Here is a 16,762-nt window from a genome sequence, read left to right as displayed (position 1 = left end):
TAGTATTATGGATTGGCTAAGAGAGCTAGCGGTTGGTGCGAGCTAGTGCAAGACATAATACGAATGGGTTTTCTAGCTCTAGCATTGAAAGTTTAGTAGGTGCTAGCGTATCGTTTACGTTACAAACTTTGAGTGGACATAAGTCTTCTTATGTCAATAAAGGTGGTACCACGGCTCCCCGTCCTTTAATTTTAGGGGAGTTTTTTTATTTTGATAGCTTAGTTTAGTTGAGTTGAGAGGAGAAGGTAGAGATGACAGTAAATTATGTAATGAAAACTTTACAGGGAGATATGATGACCCCTATTTCTGTTTTCCTTAGTGTCTCAGGAAAAAATAAAGTATTATTTGAATCTGCTGCGAAACATGAGGAAAGCGGAAGATATTCCTTTATTGCCTATGATCCGATTGCAGAATTAATTGGCAATAAAGAGAGTTACTTGTTTAGGAAAGAAGGGGGGGAGGAAAAGAGGGAAGGTTCGGTCTTTCAAAAGTTGAGAGATATAATCCCTATTTCCAATGAACCACTCCCTTTTTCCTTCTTTGGAGGAGCAATTGGTTATTTTAGCTATGATACGGCTTTTTATTCTGAAAACATCGGACCTGTCTTACCAGATGAGTTGAATATGCCAGATGTGCATCTTCTGTTTTATAATCGTTTTATTGTCATCGATCATTTACTACAAAAAGTATCGATCGTGGCCATTGATTTATTCCAAGAAGGTAAAACAAGAGAGGAAATGGATGAATACATCCATCAGATTGAAGAACAATTGAAAAATGGTACTACGCTTATTGAAGTAGAAAAAAGTGCAGTTGAATTTCGTCCATCCATTGACCAAGAAACATTTGTGAAAATGGTAGAAAAAGCGAAAAAATATATTGAATGTGGTGACATTTTTCAAGTTGTATTATCTCAACGTTTTTCGTCAGATTTTAAAGGAAATCCTTTTTCTTTATACCGCAGTCTGCGTACTTCGAATCCATCACCATACATGTTCTGTTTAGAGTTTGATGATTATACAATTTTGGGTACTTCCCCAGAAAGTTTAGTAAAAATCACCGATGGATTCATTAAGACGAATCCGATTGCTGGAACGAAACCTCGTGGAAAAACAAAGGAAGATGATCGAAAATTAGAGGAACTTCTTCTAAGTGATGAGAAAGAACTTGCGGAACATCGCATGCTCGTTGATTTAGGTCGAAACGATTTGGGGAGGGTTTCGAAGGTCGGTACAGTGAACGTTTCAAAATATATGAAAATAGAAAAGTATAAATATGTAATGCATATTGTTTCCGAAGTAATCGGTGAAAAAAGAGATGATGTTCATGTAGTGGATGTCATTACTAGTTGCTTGCCTGCTGGAACGGTTTCCGGAGCTCCGAAAATTCGCGCCATGCAAATTATCAATGAACTGGAACAACAAAAAAGAGGGGTTTACGCAGGGGCAATTGGTTATATTTCAATCAATGGCAATTTAGACTTGGCAATTGCGATACGTACGATGATCGTAAAAGACGAAAAAGCATATGTGCAAGCTGGGGCAGGAATCGTGTATGATTCCATTCCGCAATCTGAATATGAAGAGACACTGAATAAAATGAAGGCTTTGTTGGAGGTAGAGCGATGATATTACTAATTGATCATTACGATTCATTCACATACAATTTATATCAACAAATTGCCTCGCTCGGAAAAGAAGTGAAGGTTATTCGCTACGATGACATCACGATTGACGAAATTCGTGATATGCAACCTGAAGCGATTGTATTATCGCCAGGACCTGGAAGACCTGATGATATTCCTCAAACGGTCAATCTTGTAAAAGAACTGTACACGGAGTTTCCAATCCTTGGTGTTTGTTTAGGGCATCAAATTATCGGTGCCGCATTTGGCGGTGAGATTGTGCAAGCAAACCGCATCATGCATGGAAAAACGTCGCTATTAAACTATGAACGAAAGGGATTGTTCAAAGAGTGTTTTAATGATGTAGAAGTGATGCGTTATCATTCATTAGTCATTGAACCTACGACATTAAGTAAAGACTTTGAGGTAATTGCAACGTCAAAAGATGATGGAGAAATTATGGCTATTCAACATAAACAGCTACCTATCTATGGCGTACAATTCCATCCTGAGTCAATCGGTACACCAAGCGGAAATCATATCGTCAAGGCGTTTTTAGCGAATGCATAGTAAAAAGGCTTTCTAGAATGTATAACGTTCTAGAAAGCCTGTTATTTTATTGAAGATAATTGTCCTAATAGATGGTTATTAGTCAAACTTCAATTCATATTAGTCAATCTGAGGAGGATAATAGTCAAAATTGTGACAGTTATAGCCAATTATCAAGAAAATTGATTGAAAGATAATAGCCAAAGTTTAGTAAATAATAGCCAAACTCAATAGGATAAATGGCCAAATTTGTCAATGAGCTGAACATGCTGATATAAAGAAGTGATAATTTCCAAAGTCAAGCAAAAAATAGTCAATACCAATAGGATAATGGTCAATCTGCACTTTATAATAGCCATTCCAGAAATATAAAGCGTTATTATAAATATTTCTCAATCTCTTTCTCAAATTTGGATGGTTTATCCATCGGGGCAAAACGAGCGACTACTTCACCGTTTCGATCCACTAAAAATTTCGTAAAATTCCACTTTACTTTCGAACCGAGAACGCCTTTTGTATTACGGGTTAAAAATTTAAATAAAGGGTGTGCCTCTTCTCCGTTAACCGCTACAATTTCATGGATTGGGAATGTCACCCCGTAATTGATTCGACATGCTTCTTCCGCATCTTTTGCAGAGTCTAATTCTTGTTTAAACTGATTGGAGGGGAATCCTAAAACGACAAACCCACGATCTTTATATTTTTGATAAATTTTTTCTAGTTCATCAAATTGTGGAGCAAAACCGCAATTAGATGCAGTGTTCACAATTAACATTACTTGTCCTTTATAGCGGCTTAATGGATATGTTTCTCCCTTAGCAGTTGTTACTTCGATATCGTAAAATTCCATGAGAGCTCCTCACTTTCACTATTAATTCTCAGTTCTTCTACTGCTTAAATTCAGTATAACAGCTAATAGGAGAGAAGTAATGATAAACGCACTGATGAATGCGATTACCCCGTTCCATCCGAAACTAGCCCAAAAGAATCCACCTGTTGTTCCACCAACACTTGAACCAAAATAGTAGGCAAATAAGTAAAGGGAAGAGGCTTGAGCTTTATTGCTTTTTGCCCGGCTGCTTACCCAAGAACTTGCGATGGAATGTGACCCGAAAAAGCCGAAAGTAAATACAACAATCCCAAGTATTTTAATTATTAAATTGACGGGAAGTGTTAATAAAGCTCCCGATAACATAATCATAATCCCGACTAACAGCACCTTTTGACGCCCAAACCGATCCGATAAACTACCAAACCAAGCAGAGCTAAAAGTTCCAACTAAATAAACTATAAAAATCCAGCCAACGATAGTTGTACTTAGGTTGTAAGGTTCATCTAGCAATTTATAACTAATATAGTTATATAAAGTGACAAATCCCCCCATTAATGTGAATGCAATTCCGAACAAGCAGACTAAACCTGGATCTTTTAAATGGGAAAATAGTGATTTCGTCAAGGAAGCTAATTGTAAAGGTCTTGGTTCAAAATGTTGAGATGCCGGCAATGCCCATATGAAAAAGAAGCTCACAATTAAACTTAAAATACCAAGAAAAAGCATTCCTACTTGCCACGAAAATAAATCTGTTACCGTTCCCATGATAATCCGCCCGCTAAGGCCACCAACGGAATTTCCGCTTATATATAGTCCCATTGCAATACCTAGACTAGAAGGATCCATTTCTTCTCCTAAATAGGCCATCGCAATGGCAGGAATTCCCGCAAAAACAATGCCTTGTATGACTCTCAATAACAATAAAATTTCAAAAGAAGGAGAGAATGCTAGCACAATTGTTATGAACGATGCTGCAAAGATGGAAAAGGTCATTAATCGCTTTCGTCCCCAAGCTTCCGATAATGATCCAAATAAAATTAAACTAAAGGATAGGGCGACAGTAGAAGCTGATAATGATAAACTGGCTACAGCAGGTGAAACATGGAATTCTTCAGAAAATTGCGGAAATAAAGGTTGCGTAATGTATAAGTTTGCAAAAATAATAAATCCTGCTGCAAACAATGCTAAATTCGTTAATGTAAATTCTCGAGTTCCTTTTTGGATATACACTGTTCTTCGCCTCTTTTAATTTTGACATTTTTTTGAACAATCAATTTACCGATAATTATAATGGTGATTTTCTAAAATAGTAATTTCATAGTTTTTATTTCACTAATAACTTTGAGTTATAAGTAGATGATTCTTTAAAATATGCCATTTCATTGTGACATCTTTAGGACATGCTATAATTTGGATAAAGAATATGAAGGAGAAGGGGACAATCAATTGGATATCAATGCACTCATTTATTTTCAAACTGTTGCAAAATATGAAAATATGTCGCGAGCAGCAGAAATTTTACATATTAGCCAGCCTGCCCTCAGCAAATCGATTGCTATGCTGGAAGAGTATTTAGGAGTTGAACTTTTCGATCGAAATGGCCGCTCCATCAAATTAAACCGATACGGGAAATTCTTCCTAGAACGAACGAATCTGATTTTAAAAGAAATCGAACGGGCAAAAGAAGATTTAACCAACCTTGTGACACCTGATGTTGGTGAAGTCTCATTAGGATTTATGCATACGTTGGGGCTAGAAGTTATTCCATCCTTAATGATGAAAGCGAAAAAGCGATTTCCTCATATGCGTTTTCAATTAACGCAAAGCAATTCTAGTGTCATTATGAAAAAATTGGAAACGGGAGAGCTTGATATTTGTTTAGTATCTTCTCTTGAAACTAGTAAAGACGTCCATTGGGAAAAATTATGGGAAGAGGAGTTATTTTTAATTGTTCCGAAACAACATCCATTAAAAAATCGGAAAAAAGTCAAGCTTGCTGAATTTGCAATGGAGCCTTTCATTTCTATCAAAAAAGGAAATTCATTGAGGAAATATGTTGATGAGATTTTTAAACGAGAAGGGTTTCAATTAAATGTTGCTTTTGAAGGGGAAGAAGTACATACCATTGCCGGGCTTGTGGAGAGCGGCTTAGGAGTTTCGTTAATTCCACATATTAAAGGGCTAGACCAATATAATGTACACATCATACAAGTAGATGCTAAAGACTGCAAAAGGGAAATTGGACTAAGCTATTTAAAAAATCGTTATATGAGTGGAGCAGTAAAGCAATTTATTGAATATGTTCGAGAGTTTTTTATTAATAAAACCCAAACAGAATCATCTTCCATCCGTTTGGGTTGATGAATTAAGAATTTTGTTTGCCTGTAATTAAATTAGCAATTTCTTCAATGGTCATCGTGGAATTGACTTTAAATTGCCCTTTTTGAATTGAGCGGGCATATTCCGGTTGTGCTAAAAATAACTCCATTTCAACCGCATTTTTAATAACGCCCATATCTTCCAATTTTTTTGAAACTTCATAAGGTGTTAGGCCGGAATAAATATATAGAATGCCTTCTACTACATTCTCCTGTTGTGTCGATGTAGTCGTTTCAGAAGGCTCATTATTTACCTCGGGTTCATCTTGCGTTTCGGTTGAATTGGAAGATGATTGATTTTCAAGTTCTTGTAATTGTTGTTTTGCTAATTTTAATTGGGATTCTAGCTGTGCAATTTTTTCTTCGTAATTAGCAATTTCCTTTGACTCTGATTCTGTATGAGAGAAACGATCCATCCCTGTATAAAGGATGCCGATGACTAAACAAGCAAGGCCAAACCCACGAACAGTCGATCTTTTCATGATTGACCTCCGTGATTAAGAATATGTAGAACTTGTTCTTCAGATAATGTTGACATTTTGCTGATTTCACTAATTGGGTATCCTTGCTTATTTAATTCGATGACTTGTCGAACTAAAATTTGATTGACCGGCTTATTCGGTTGTTTGGGTACATTTTCTGATTTAGTTGTAATAGGTTTTGTCGCCGGCTTTACTTTAAAAGAAGGCTCGAGTAATAATTCTTCTTCGATCACTTTTAATCTTCTTTTAATTCCGTTTGTTTCTTGATAAAATTGCAGAGACAATTCTTCAACATCTCGTTCTAATTTTTTTGATGTATCTTTTAGGAAAAAAGATGCAATAATACAAATAATGCCGATGATGATTAGTAACGTTGATAGTTCCACAATCGCTCCTCCGAATTTTACATTTTTGAATTATTTTAACATAAGGATTTTAATTAATAAATGATGCTAGATTTTTTTTCAATTTATGTTATAATGACTTAGTCGTATAAATCATGCTTATATATAAATTCATGATAGAGAGTGGGAGGGTTAATAATGCGCGTAAACATTACATTAGCTTGCACAGAATGTGGAGAACGTAATTATATTTCTACAAAAAATAAACGTAACAATCCAGAACGTCTAGAACTAAAAAAATATTGCTCTCGCGAGAAGAAAGTCACTCTTCACCGTGAAACGAAGTAATGATTTTGCCAAAACCAATTCCGGTTTTGGCTTTTTACTTATACGCAAAGGATTGATTGAAATGAACAAAAAAGAATGGCGAAATACTATTAAATCCTCTTTAAACGAAATGTCCAATGATCAATATCATTTACTTTCAGAAATGATAAAAAAGCGCTTATTCAATGAACCCATCCTAGAACAATGCCATACGATTGCGTTGACTATTTCAAGACAGCCTGAAGTGGATACTTATGAAATTATTAAGGCATGTTGGCAACTTGGTAAGCGGGTAGCTGTTCCAAAATGCAATCCAAAAACACGAACAATGGATTTTTATAATATCACTAGCTTTTCCCAGCTGGAAACGGTATATATGGATTTACAAGAACCTATACCAGAAAAAACAACATATGTATCTCCTGAAGAAATTGATTTAATGATTGTACCAGGGATTGTATTTGATCAGCTTGGATATCGAATTGGTTACGGAGGCGGTTATTACGACCGGTATTTAACGAATTATAACGGGCATAAGATATCACTAGCTTTTCATTTACAAATTGTCGAAGAATTGCCAAAAGAATCTCATGATATTCCAGTTGATTTCATTATTACTGAAAAAGCTCTCATACATTGTGCCAACAATCGAAAGGAGATAGCTGAATGAAAACGATACTCGATATTCGCAACATATTGAAGCAATATGGTTCGTTTATTTATACAGGAGATCGCTTAGGGGATTTGATGATGATGGAAGATGAAATTCGCGAATTATATAAGTCGCAAGTTATAGATCCAAAAGAATTCCAATCGGCTCTATTGATAATTCGAAACGAAATAAAAAAAGAAGAAGAGAGAAAAATGAAATTAAATAACTAATATAGCCAATAAAAGAAAAAAATAATGATTGAATCAATTGTTAAAAAGGTGTAGACTTGTTAAGTCATTTTCATAAGAACAGTGGAGAAGCCACTGTTTTATTTTTGGGAACCTTTTTGTAAAAAAGACGTAAATATTTTTGGGGGTTTGTAAAGGGAAGGTAATATATAATTTTTATAACCTAATTTCTTTTAATTTTTTCGTAGTGCAATTCATTGAATAATGGCAAGAAAAAGATTAAGATATTATTTGCCTTCTTCTAAACATATGAAGTATATGTGCGAATGTTGTGACTTTGAATACGTAAGAAGAGGAGGATGCAAGATGAAGTCATGGAAATGGCCTAAACATACGATTTTAATAGTAGCCATTATCGCAACTTGGATTAAGACTGCAATCGTCTATCGAACCAGCTTTGAATTCGATTTAGAAAATGGAATGCAAGAGTTCATTTTATTTATAAATCCTCTTAGCTTTTTACTTTTTGCTTACGGAATATCTTTATTTTTCAAAACAGAAAAGGCGCGGAATCGTTGGATTGTCATTACAAGTATGGTGTTAAGTATTGTACTTTATACAAATGTTGCTTTCTATCGATTCTTCAACGATTTTATTACGCTTCCTGTATTATTCCAAACAAGCAATTTCGGAGAATTAGGAACGTCTGTAGCTGAAATACTTAATTTTAAGGATCTTTTATACTTTATTGATGTATTTGTTATTTTGTTGGCAATTAAATACTTACCAAAAATGGAGACATTATATAGCGTTCGAAAAGAAGTTCGTCGCGCATATTTTGTCCTATCATTAGCTGTGTTATTTTTAAATTTAGGTCTTTCTGAAACAGAACGGCCACAGCTTTTAACTCGTAGTTTTGACCGCGAATTACTAGTAAAAAATATTGGAACTTATAATTATCATTTATATGATATTTACATTCAATCAAAATCTTCCGCTCAACGTGCTCTTGCCGATGGGAGCGAACTAGTAGAAGTCAATAACTATGTTCAAGCAAACCAAGCAGCCATTAATGAAGACATGTTTGGTAAATATCAAGGTCGAAATTTGATTGTCATTCAACTGGAATCATTGCAAAGTTTTGTCTTGCAAAATGACATGAATGGATACGAAGTTACACCATTCTTGAATTCCTTAATTCACGATAAAGATACGTATTACTTTAATAATTTCTATCATCAAACAGGACTTGGCAAAACAAGTGATGCTGAATTCTTATTGGAAAATTCACTGTTTGGTTTAGACCGTGGTGCTGTATTCTTTACGCATAGTGGAAATACGTTTAATTCGATGGCTGAAAAGCTAGGGAAAAATGGATATTTTACAAGTGTCATGCACGCAAACAATAAATCTTTCTGGAATCGTGATATGACATATCAATCATTAAAAATGCAAAAATTCTATGATATTGATAGCTATGATGTAAACGAAGATAATTCTGTAAACTGGGGATTAAAAGACATTCCATTCTTTGAACAATCAGCGGAAATTATGACTGAAATGCCGCAACCGTTCTATACAAGAATAATTACATTAACAAACCATTTCCCATTCACATTGGATGAAGAAGATAAAATGATTCCTGAGTACAACTCTAATTCAGGTACGTTAAACCGTTATTTCCAAACTGTGCGATACATGGATGAGGCGGTCAAATTATTCTTTGAACATTTAAAAGAAAAAGGATTGTATGAGAATTCCATTATTGTTATGTACGGAGATCACTATGGAATTTCTGAAAACCATAATAAAGCGATGGCTATGTACTTAGAAAAAGAAGAAATTACGCCATACGATAGCGCATTGTTGCAGTCAGTGCCGTTATTCATTCACGTTCCGGGATCTGGTGACGGGCAAATCATCGAAAAAGTTGGAGGTCAAATTGACTTAAGACCAACCATTTTACACTTGTTGGGAATTGACACTTCCAATGATATGCAATTAGGTGCAGACTTGTTCTCTGATGAACACGAAGACTTTGTCATCTTCCGTGATGGACGCTTTGTGACGGATCAGTATGTATTTGCGGATCAAACATGCTTCGATCGTGCAACAGGAGAGAAGGTGGATATTCAAGGATGTGCACCTTATATTGAAAGAGCTCAAAAAGAGCTTGGATATTCAGATAAAATCATCAATGGTGACTTATTGCGCTTCTATGATGAAGAAACGGGAAATTTAATATCTGAAGTGGTTAAATAATTTTTGATAAAGTGACCGTTTTAAACGGTCACTTTCGACTGTGGTGCATGCTTAGCTACAGAGTAATGGCAAAGAGGATAGTGGAGACTTATTTCTGCTTCTGTAGCAGAAAAGAGTTATAAGAGCTATGATTATAGAATGTGAGGGTTTCTAGAAAGCTTTGATTTTCTAGAAACCCTTTTTTCCATTTAAAAAATTTATTTAAATAAAAAACGAGATGCGGCAATGCACCTCGTTTTTTATTCCTTTCATTAGTGATGTACTGGTGGATAGCCTTGGTATAATACAGTCATGATGACAAACCAACCAAACACTACTCCAGATGCTAATCCAAAAATAATTGCTAAAACGTTTTTGTCTTTGATTGCGCGGAATGCCGCAACTAATGAAAGAATTGCAATTAAACCGAAAATAACCATTAATAAGTTCATGAAAAATATTACACTCCTTTCGACATCCAAAGAGTATGTCGGTAAAACAATATTCCTTCTCTATTTTATAGCAATGGTCATAAAATGTCGAGTTTTAAAAGTGACGTTTATATGAACAACGAATGATTCGTTTAAAAGTTAAGAATGAATTGGTTGGCAATGTTCATTTTTTCCAAACCATAGTATAATACGCTAGAGGTGATTAGATTGTTGGATGTTAAAACATTAAGTGTCGGTCCAATGCAAGCAAATTGCTATATAGTGAGCAACCAATCAAAAGAATGCATCATTTTTGACCCAGGTGAAGAAGGAAATAGAATCATTTCTACAATTCAATCTCAACAGCTGAAACCACTAGCCATCTTTTTAACTCATGCTCATTTTGACCATATAGGTGCTGTCGATGAATTAAGACAGGCTTTTCATATTCCTGTTTATATTCATAAAGAAGAAGAGGACTGGTTAATGGACCCAAATAAAAATGGTTCAGGAAAATATGTGGATCTTCCAACGTACCGTCTGCAACCGGCGGATTATATCATCGAAAAAGAGCAGACTTTTGTTGTAGGAGGCATGAAATTTCATGCGGTATTTACGCCAGGGCATTCCCCTGGAAGCATTTCATATATTTTCGAAGACGATGGGTTTGCAATTGTAGGCGATACGCTGTTTCAAGGAAGCATCGGTCGAACAGATTTAATTGGTGGATCACTGGAAGTGTTATTAAAATCCATTCATGAGAAGCTGCTTGTGCTGCCTGATGATTTTATTATTTATCCGGGACATGGAGGCTATACAACACCAGCTCATGAAATGGATACGAATCCATTTTTACATGGCTTTTAACTTAATAAGAGGGTGTCTAGAAAGTCGAGAACTTTCCAGGCACCCTTGCTTGCTTTTTCCTCCTGTGATAGTCGAAACAAACTTCCACTATCCTCGTCGCAAAAAGGGCCGCCTCAAAATGACTTTTGAGACAGCCCCATTTCCTGATTTATTAGTGTCCAAGTCCACCCGGTACGTGGATAAACGTTGTGTAATAAGTAAAACCAGCAAAGAATATTGTCAAATAAGCTCCGAAAATGTACATGTACATGCGTTCTGAAAGGTTTAAGAAGCCTAATAATAAGAATAATACAGAATTACCTACGAATAATAGCGAAACCTCGATCATATGACCAAGATAGAACATTACGGCAAAAATACCTGTCCAGAATGCTAAAACTTTATACATATTAGCCATGTCGAATCCCTCCTTTTGTACGACACAATAATCTCAATGTTTATTATAAATGATAATTGACAATATTGTAAACTGATACTTCGATAGATTTGTGACAATCAAGTGTATCTTTTACAGAGCAACATTTGGCACACATATTTCATATTTACAAAAATCGCAATCATGAACCATACTTTCAAATTGAACAAATTCATTTTTTTCAAATAGTGTGTCGATTTGACCTTGTAAGTATGATTTATGTAGTTCACATACTATATCGCTATGTTCTTTTATTTGACTTCTATATGGACAGTTAAAAATCGTTAGCGTAATTTTCTTTCCTTCAGCAGTATCTACAATTTTTGGAATATAGCCAACTAGTAGAGCAGCTTCAGATAAGATTTCTAATTTTTCTTCAAAGCTAAGAGGTTTAGTTATCTTTGATAATCTTTTTTGAATTTCTTTTAAGCCATCTTGATAACTAATTTTTTTCGCTGTCTTCAATGCATCTTGTCCCAACTCACACACAAGTTGAAGTGCCCATTTAACGAGATGTTTTTCATCTCGTTTTGGGAAAGTCAACTCAACCCCTTGTTCAGATACTTGATAAATTCGACCAGGTCTTCCACCTTTACCTGATTTTAAAAAATCAGCAGTGATGAGATGGATCTCCGATAATTTCGTTAAATGCAATCTTGCCACATTTGGATGTATATTAAATTTATCTGCAATATCTTGTACAGTAAATGCTTTTTTTTGTTGCAACATGTATTCATATATTTGAAAACGAGTTTCATCCGCTAAAGTACTCGTAATTTTTAATGGATGCAACATGCTGTTATCCCACCTTCAGTAATATTTATGCTACTTCAATTTTAGCTTTATTATTAATAAAATGATAGTGAAAATACGTGGTGATTATTGGGGATTAGCAAAATATTCAAAATTTGTAATAAAATCTGCCATAAACTTTTCAAAAATAAAGTTTCAACAGAAAAAAGGGGTCAAATAAAAATTTTAAGAAAAAGCCTTTTCCAAATATAAACTTCGTCTTATACTATTGCTAAATTCAGCGGTCACGAATTTAGGGAAGTGGTGATGCGTTTGAAAGTGGAGTCCGTTATTGAAACAAAATCAACTCAATTATTGTTAAAAGCTTTACATTTCGGTGCTAGTGATATTTTAATTGAGCCAACTCCAAACCATTACACCATTCAGTTTCGCAAATATGGAAAATTATTTCCTGCGGGTCATTTCCCTATTGAATTAGGGGATCGAATGATTTCCTTTTTCAAATATAAATCTTCTTTAGATATTAGTGAAAAGCGAAAGCCGCAAAGCGGTTCATTTGAAGAAATGTTTTCCAATCGTTTGTATGCCTTCCGAGTCTCTACTTTACCTTCCGTATATAAAAGAGAAAGCCTCGTTATCCGTTTGTTTTTACAAAATGCCTCATATCCGATTGCTTCATTATGTTACGATCGCCATTCATCAGAAAAATTATTAAGATTGATTTCCAATCGACAAGGATTGATATTATTTTGTGGCGCCACAGGATCGGGCAAAACTACGACATTATATTCATTAGCAAAATATTGCAGTGACACATTAGGGCGACATGTAATTTCTCTCGAAGATCCAGTGGAAAGCAGCCAGTCGTATATGCTTCAAATTCAAGTAAATGAGCTTGCAGGTATTACATATGCAGCTGGTTTAAAAGCAATTTTAAGACATTCGCCCGATGTCATTATGATTGGTGAAATCAGGGATGAAGAGACTGCAGAAATCGCCATGCGTGCTGCATTATCCGGTCATTTGGTGCTATCAACTATACATGCAAAAGATTCGGTGAATTGTCTATATCGTTTAATGGATTTAAATGTTTCCATAGAAGAAATTCGGCAAGCTTTGATTGCAATTATTGCCCAATGTTTAATTCAGTTACATGATAGCGATAGCAGGAAAGCAATTTATGAAATTTTGTCGGAAGATATTTTACAAGAAGCAATTATAAATACAGCGCAAGGAATTGAATATCACTTGCCAGTTGAGGAAACATTGGAATTCCAAAAAGCTGCAATTGAAGAATTGGGGGATTTGTCGTGCTACAGCAAATCAGCGAAAGAATGAATTTCCCCATTCAAAGAAATTATAAGGAGAAAGTTCGGGATGTTCCATCGCTCCTAAATAGGACAAGCATATTACTGAAAGAAGGATATACATTTTCAGATGCCTTATTTATGTTACTTCCTTATCACGTTAAAGAATTGGAAAAGTGGAATGCTTTATTACAACAACAGTTCAATAACGGTTCATCGGCAGTGGATATTTTACAACAACTTTCAATTCCAAAACATTTTTTATTATTGATAGCTATTGCAGAAGAAAAAGGGGATTTAGCTGAATCATTGCACCACGTAAGTAAGCAAATAAAATTTCAAGAAGATACGCAGCGGAAAATTGTGAAGTTGCTAATGTATCCCGCTTTCTTGATGATTTTATTAACAATGGTTTTTATATTGTTTCGAAGTTATTTTTTACCAAACATAGAGCAACTCGTGATTTCGAATCATTCAGAAAAGGTCAATAGTATAAACTTCGCTGTTGTATTGCTTCATATACCAGATTTTCTCATACTCCTCTTCATTATTTCGTTATTCTTGATATTTATTTCAATTCATTCCATTCGAAAAAAAGAGATCGCTCATCAACTAAACATCATTATGAAAATCCCTATAGTGAAGTATGTTTATCAAGTGAATTTAACAAGACAATTCTCTCATTTGCTTGGAAGTTTATTAGTATCAGGTATATCACTTCAACAAGCATTGTCTATTTTAGAACAACAACAAATAAGTCGCCACTTATCATATATCACAGCACTATTGAAACAAAGGGTGAAGTTCGGTGATTCATTGTCAGAGGCTGTGAAGATACTTCAACTGTTTATGCCGAAGTTTGATGAATTGATTCAACACGGTGAAAAAAATGGATACTTAGGCCGGGAAATGCTCATATTCAGCGAATTGCTAAATGAGAGGATCCAATCGACCATCAAATTTTGCTTGGCAAGCATTCAACCTCTTTTCTTTATTTTGATTGCGATATGCATTGTTGCAGCGTATTTAAGTATACTGTTGCCGATGTATGACTTAGTCGAAATCATGTAATAGAGGTGAAATCATGAAAAATCAAAAGGGTTTTACGTTAATTGAGATGTTAATTGTGCTATTTATTATATCTATCTTAATATTAGTAACTGTTCCAAACGTAACGAAACATCGGAATACGATTGATGATAAAGGTTGTGAAGCATATATCCGCATGATACAAGGGCAGGTAGAATCATACAAAATTGAATACAAAACCATCCCTACATTAGATCAATTAGTAAACAAGGGATACTTAAGAGAGGGGATGGATAAATGTCCGAATGGCAAGGGATTTACCATTGAGACGGATGGAACTGTGACATTAACCAATCAATAAAGGAGCATAGAGCAATTGAAAGAACAGGGGTATACGCTATTAGAAATATTATTCGTTTTAATGATTGTCGTATTGGTTGGTATGTTAGGGACAACCTTTTCTTTTAAAATGACAGAAAAAATGGTTGTGGAACAGTTTTTCCACCAATTTACATTGGACATTCAAATGGCACAAATGTTGGCCTTGGAAAAGCAAAGGAGCTGTTTTGTTTCTTTTGTAAATCAAGATACTTATAGAATATACCATCAACTAGATGAAGTGATTTTAGAGAGAAAACTACCGGAAATCATTGAGTTTGATCAGTATAGTAATTTATTAACTCTTCGAATTGATCCAGATGGAAATGTAAAAAATTTTGGGAAATTCACTTTTTACACTCCTTTCGGACAAAAACATATTGTCATTAATATCAATAAAGGACGAATTCGTTATGTGGAATGAAAAGGGGACTTCCATGTTAGAATCGTTGCTAACGCTTATGATTATTATAGTAGCCATAAGTTTTATTCCGTTCATTTTTCAACTTCAGCATTCTCTATACAATCAATCGTTGGAATTACATGCATCCCAAGTGGCCTATGAAGCAGTTATTATTGCTAAAAATACCGGTATTTTCGAAGGGAAAAAATGGATCGACAACGTAGAATATGCTTGGTATTTTCAAACAGATGCGGTTTGTGTACGATTTAACAATTTAGATGGGGTACGATACAAATGCATCAATGGCGATGGCGAATTGTAAGAAGTGGAAATGGATTTACATTTATCGAGGCGCTGTTTCAATTGGTGATTTTTTCGTTACTCGCTCAAGTAATTTTTATTTTTTATCTATTAATTCAACAATGGCACGACACGATTGTGGCAGAAGAACAAATTAAATGGGAAATCTTTATTCATGATTTACAACAATATTTACTTGATGCAGAGGATATTTATATAATGAATAATTCATTATATATCATAGACTCTTCCACAAAAACGATAAAAATAAACAAGATTACAGATGTGATTCGTTTGCAAATCAATGATCAAGGTTATGTGCCACTATTAATTGGTATTCGACATGCCGAGTTTTCCCTTTCAGACAATATTGTAACGATAAAAGTAGAATTCTTGAATGGTATTGTAAAGGAGAGAGCGTTACTTGTACAATATCATAAATAACGAAAAAGGCATAATATTTCCCGTTGCGATTGTCTTTTTGTTTTTTCTTATCACTGTTGTAATTTTTTACAGTTCAACCTACTTAACTCAATTTTCTATTATAAATTCATTGGAAAACATAAACATTCGTGCTACGATAAATTTACTTGGAGAAACCGCAGAGTTTTAGTAGAAAGGTGTCTAATTATGCGAAAGATTTACTTAGTAGGGTTTATGGGGTGCGGAAAAAGTGTAGTCGGACGCCAATTAAGCTATGCCCTACGATTGCCCTTTTATGATATGGATAAAGAAATCGTCAGACAACAAGGCATGTCGATTCCAGAAATTTTTGAAAAGTTTGGAGAAGAATATTTTAGAAATTTAGAAACTGAATTTTTAAAAAACTTTCGTGACGAAGCTTGCATTATTGCGACTGGTGGCGGCGTTGCAATGAGACAAGAAAATCGACAAATTATGAGACGGACAGGTTTAATCTTTTTTCTTGATGCATCATTTGAAGACATTTATAAAAGAATAAAAAATGATAAAAATCGACCAATTGCACAACGTTCGACTAAAAAAGAACTGGAACGACTATATTATTATAGAAGAAAATTTTATAAAAGAGCCGCTCACATCCGTGTCCTTACAAAAGATCGAACAATTCGCCAAGTGGTAAATTATATTGCTTTTCAAGTGAATCGACTAAAAGGCGAATGTTAAGGTGTTGATGTTTAAAAATGTTCGTTTTTTTAAGGAATTTTAAAAAATGATTGCCTTCTATTACGTTCAATGTTAGGATATAGGCAAAGATGTCTGTTTGTTGAAAAATTTCATAT

22 protein-coding genes and 1 other annotated feature (1 of these 23 cut by a window edge) are annotated in these 16,762 nt (G+C 34.6%); of the genes, 15 read left to right on the top strand and 7 right to left on the bottom strand.

Going from position 1 to position 16,762, the window contains the following annotated elements; genetic code table 11:
* Positions 1–189: a binding site (T-box leader), on the top strand; it begins 23 nt to the left of the window's first position.
* Between the two features lie 62 nt (positions 190–251).
* The gene (gene trpE / locus NST00_RS11235; protein WP_340709970.1) at positions 252–1,628 is read left to right on the top strand and encodes an anthranilate synthase component I; all 1,377 of its coding nucleotides are present in this window, start codon (positions 252–254) and stop codon (positions 1,626–1,628) included.
* Positions 1,625–2,194, top strand: coding sequence for an anthranilate synthase component II (locus NST00_RS11230; protein WP_016839233.1), 570 nt, complete (start codon positions 1,625–1,627; stop codon positions 2,192–2,194). The genes trpE and NST00_RS11230 overlap by 4 nt, the downstream gene beginning before the upstream one ends.
* A 358-nt stretch (positions 2,195–2,552) precedes the next feature.
* Here NST00_RS11230 and NST00_RS11225 read toward each other — a convergent pair whose 3' ends face one another.
* Together NST00_RS11225 and NST00_RS11220 are read right to left on the bottom strand one after the other, a co-directional pair.
* Complete coding sequence (locus tag NST00_RS11225) at positions 2,553–3,023, bottom strand: glutathione peroxidase (protein ID WP_016839234.1); 471 nt, start codon at positions 3,021–3,023, stop codon at positions 2,553–2,555.
* Between the two features lie 21 nt (positions 3,024–3,044).
* Positions 3,045–4,235, bottom strand: coding sequence for an MFS transporter (locus NST00_RS11220; protein WP_340709969.1), 1,191 nt, complete (start codon positions 4,233–4,235; stop codon positions 3,045–3,047).
* Between the two features lie 180 nt (positions 4,236–4,415).
* Here NST00_RS11220 and NST00_RS11215 point away from each other — a divergent pair, with 180 nt between their 5' ends.
* Positions 4,416–5,366 carry a LysR family transcriptional regulator gene (locus NST00_RS11215; protein WP_016839236.1) on the top strand — a complete coding sequence of 317 codons (951 nt, stop codon included), beginning with the start codon at positions 4,416–4,418 and terminating at the stop codon, positions 5,364–5,366.
* Between the two features lie 4 nt (positions 5,367–5,370).
* Here the strand turns inward: NST00_RS11215 and NST00_RS11210 are convergent, their stop codons facing one another.
* Together NST00_RS11210 and NST00_RS11205 are read right to left on the bottom strand one after the other, a co-directional pair.
* A complete protein-coding gene (locus NST00_RS11210) occupies positions 5,371–5,865 on the bottom strand; it encodes a hypothetical protein (RefSeq protein WP_016839237.1) in 495 nt (164 codons plus the stop codon).
* Complete coding sequence (locus NST00_RS11205) at positions 5,862–6,251, bottom strand: hypothetical protein (RefSeq protein WP_016839238.1); 390 nt, start codon at positions 6,249–6,251, stop codon at positions 5,862–5,864. The genes NST00_RS11210 and NST00_RS11205 overlap by 4 nt, the downstream gene beginning before the upstream one ends.
* A gap of 156 nt (positions 6,252–6,407) precedes the next feature.
* On the opposite strand from NST00_RS11205, the gene rpmG reads away from it, so the two are divergent.
* From rpmG to NST00_RS11185, 4 genes are all read left to right on the top strand, one after another.
* The gene (gene rpmG, locus NST00_RS11200; RefSeq protein WP_016839239.1) at positions 6,408–6,557 is read left to right on the top strand and encodes a 50S ribosomal protein L33; all 150 of its coding nucleotides are present in this window, start codon (positions 6,408–6,410) and stop codon (positions 6,555–6,557) included.
* Between the two features lie 61 nt (positions 6,558–6,618).
* Entirely contained in the window at positions 6,619–7,206 is a 588-nt protein-coding gene (locus NST00_RS11195) for a 5-formyltetrahydrofolate cyclo-ligase (RefSeq protein WP_026019135.1), read from the top strand.
* Entirely contained in the window at positions 7,203–7,418 is a 216-nt protein-coding gene (locus NST00_RS11190; RefSeq protein WP_016839241.1) for a YqgQ family protein, read from the top strand. Before NST00_RS11195 ends, NST00_RS11190 begins: the two co-directional genes overlap by 4 nt.
* 324 nt (positions 7,419–7,742) lie before the next feature.
* Positions 7,743–9,638, top strand: coding sequence for an LTA synthase family protein (locus NST00_RS11185; protein ID WP_339288590.1), 1,896 nt, complete (start codon positions 7,743–7,745; stop codon positions 9,636–9,638).
* A gap of 251 nt (positions 9,639–9,889) precedes the next feature.
* Here NST00_RS11185 and NST00_RS11180 read toward each other — a convergent pair whose 3' ends face one another.
* A complete protein-coding gene (locus NST00_RS11180; protein WP_016837707.1) occupies positions 9,890–10,069 on the bottom strand; it encodes a DUF2759 domain-containing protein in 180 nt (59 codons plus the stop codon).
* Positions 10,070–10,276: 207 nt separating this feature from the next.
* Here NST00_RS11180 and NST00_RS11175 point away from each other — a divergent pair, with 207 nt between their 5' ends.
* On the top strand, positions 10,277–10,915 hold the full coding sequence (locus NST00_RS11175) for an MBL fold metallo-hydrolase (RefSeq protein ID WP_340709968.1): 639 nt from the start codon (positions 10,277–10,279) through the stop codon (positions 10,913–10,915).
* A gap of 151 nt (positions 10,916–11,066) precedes the next feature.
* On the opposite strand, the gene NST00_RS11170 is transcribed toward NST00_RS11175, so the two are convergent.
* Positions 11,067–11,312 (bottom strand): DUF2626 family protein, encoded by a 246-nt coding sequence (locus tag NST00_RS11170; protein WP_016837709.1) that lies wholly within the window; start codon positions 11,310–11,312, stop codon positions 11,067–11,069.
* Positions 11,313–11,423: 111 nt separating this feature from the next.
* On the bottom strand, positions 11,424–12,125 hold the full coding sequence (locus tag NST00_RS11165) for a helix-turn-helix transcriptional regulator (RefSeq protein ID WP_016837711.1): 702 nt from the start codon (positions 12,123–12,125) through the stop codon (positions 11,424–11,426).
* A 264-nt stretch (positions 12,126–12,389) separates the two neighbouring features.
* Between NST00_RS11165 and comGA the strand changes: the two genes are divergently transcribed.
* From comGA to NST00_RS11130, 7 genes are all read left to right on the top strand, one after another.
* The gene (comGA, locus tag NST00_RS11160) at positions 12,390–13,421 is read left to right on the top strand and encodes a competence type IV pilus ATPase ComGA (RefSeq protein ID WP_016837713.1); all 1,032 of its coding nucleotides are present in this window, start codon (positions 12,390–12,392) and stop codon (positions 13,419–13,421) included.
* A complete protein-coding gene (gene comGB / locus NST00_RS11155; protein WP_016837715.1) occupies positions 13,394–14,461 on the top strand; it encodes a competence type IV pilus assembly protein ComGB in 1,068 nt (355 codons plus the stop codon). Before comGA ends, comGB begins: the two co-directional genes overlap by 28 nt.
* Before the next feature lie 13 nt (positions 14,462–14,474).
* The gene (comGC, locus tag NST00_RS11150) at positions 14,475–14,780 is read left to right on the top strand and encodes a competence type IV pilus major pilin ComGC (protein WP_016837717.1); all 306 of its coding nucleotides are present in this window, start codon (positions 14,475–14,477) and stop codon (positions 14,778–14,780) included.
* A gap of 15 nt (positions 14,781–14,795) precedes the next feature.
* Positions 14,796–15,221: a competence type IV pilus minor pilin ComGD gene (gene comGD / locus NST00_RS11145; RefSeq protein WP_016837719.1), complete on the top strand. Its 426-nt coding sequence runs from the start codon at positions 14,796–14,798 to the stop codon at positions 15,219–15,221.
* Positions 15,211–15,522 carry a hypothetical protein gene (locus tag NST00_RS11140; protein WP_016837721.1) on the top strand — a complete coding sequence of 104 codons (312 nt, stop codon included), beginning with the start codon at positions 15,211–15,213 and terminating at the stop codon, positions 15,520–15,522. Before comGD ends, NST00_RS11140 begins: the two co-directional genes overlap by 11 nt.
* Positions 15,495–15,944, top strand: a complete 450-nt coding sequence (gene comGF, locus NST00_RS11135) for a competence type IV pilus minor pilin ComGF (RefSeq protein ID WP_016837722.1) — start codon at positions 15,495–15,497, stop codon at positions 15,942–15,944. Before NST00_RS11140 ends, comGF begins: the two co-directional genes overlap by 28 nt.
* Before the next feature lie 186 nt (positions 15,945–16,130).
* On the top strand, positions 16,131–16,646 hold the full coding sequence (locus NST00_RS11130) for a shikimate kinase (RefSeq protein ID WP_016837724.1): 516 nt from the start codon (positions 16,131–16,133) through the stop codon (positions 16,644–16,646).
* Positions 16,647–16,762: the final 116 nt, after the last annotated feature.

The sequence above is a fragment of the Ureibacillus sp. FSL K6-0165 genome (genome assembly GCF_038004285.1).
In the GTDB taxonomy this organism is placed as follows: domain Bacteria; phylum Bacillota; class Bacilli; order Bacillales_A; family Planococcaceae; genus Ureibacillus; species Ureibacillus thermosphaericus.
The sequence above is the reverse complement of the archived record's forward strand: the minus strand, read 5'-3'. Positions and strand labels throughout refer to the sequence as shown.

Coding starts and splice junctions, on each gene's coding strand:
- trpE (WP_340709970.1), top strand. CDS start 252: ATGACAGTAAATTATGTAATGAAAACTTTACAGGGAGATATGATGACC.
- NST00_RS11230 (WP_016839233.1), top strand. CDS start 1,625: ATGATATTACTAATTGATCATTACGATTCATTCACATACAATTTATAT.
- NST00_RS11225 (WP_016839234.1), bottom strand. CDS start 3,023: ATGGAATTTTACGATATCGAAGTAACAACTGCTAAGGGAGAAACATAT.
- NST00_RS11210 (WP_016839237.1), bottom strand. CDS start 5,865: ATGAAAAGATCGACTGTTCGTGGGTTTGGCCTTGCTTGTTTAGTCATC.
- rpmG (WP_016839239.1), top strand. CDS start 6,408: ATGCGCGTAAACATTACATTAGCTTGCACAGAATGTGGAGAACGTAAT.
- NST00_RS11195 (WP_026019135.1), top strand. CDS start 6,619: ATGAACAAAAAAGAATGGCGAAATACTATTAAATCCTCTTTAAACGAA.
- NST00_RS11190 (WP_016839241.1), top strand. CDS start 7,203: ATGAAAACGATACTCGATATTCGCAACATATTGAAGCAATATGGTTCG.
- NST00_RS11185 (WP_339288590.1), top strand. CDS start 7,743: ATGAAGTCATGGAAATGGCCTAAACATACGATTTTAATAGTAGCCATT.
- NST00_RS11180 (WP_016837707.1), bottom strand. CDS start 10,069: ATGAACTTATTAATGGTTATTTTCGGTTTAATTGCAATTCTTTCATTA.
- NST00_RS11170 (WP_016837709.1), bottom strand. CDS start 11,312: ATGGCTAATATGTATAAAGTTTTAGCATTCTGGACAGGTATTTTTGCC.
- NST00_RS11165 (WP_016837711.1), bottom strand. CDS start 12,125: ATGTTGCATCCATTAAAAATTACGAGTACTTTAGCGGATGAAACTCGT.
- comGA (WP_016837713.1), top strand. CDS start 12,390: ATGCGTTTGAAAGTGGAGTCCGTTATTGAAACAAAATCAACTCAATTA.
- comGC (WP_016837717.1), top strand. CDS start 14,475: ATGAAAAATCAAAAGGGTTTTACGTTAATTGAGATGTTAATTGTGCTA.
- NST00_RS11140 (WP_016837721.1), top strand. CDS start 15,211: ATGTGGAATGAAAAGGGGACTTCCATGTTAGAATCGTTGCTAACGCTT.
- comGF (WP_016837722.1), top strand. CDS start 15,495: ATGCATCAATGGCGATGGCGAATTGTAAGAAGTGGAAATGGATTTACA.
- NST00_RS11130 (WP_016837724.1), top strand. CDS start 16,131: ATGCGAAAGATTTACTTAGTAGGGTTTATGGGGTGCGGAAAAAGTGTA.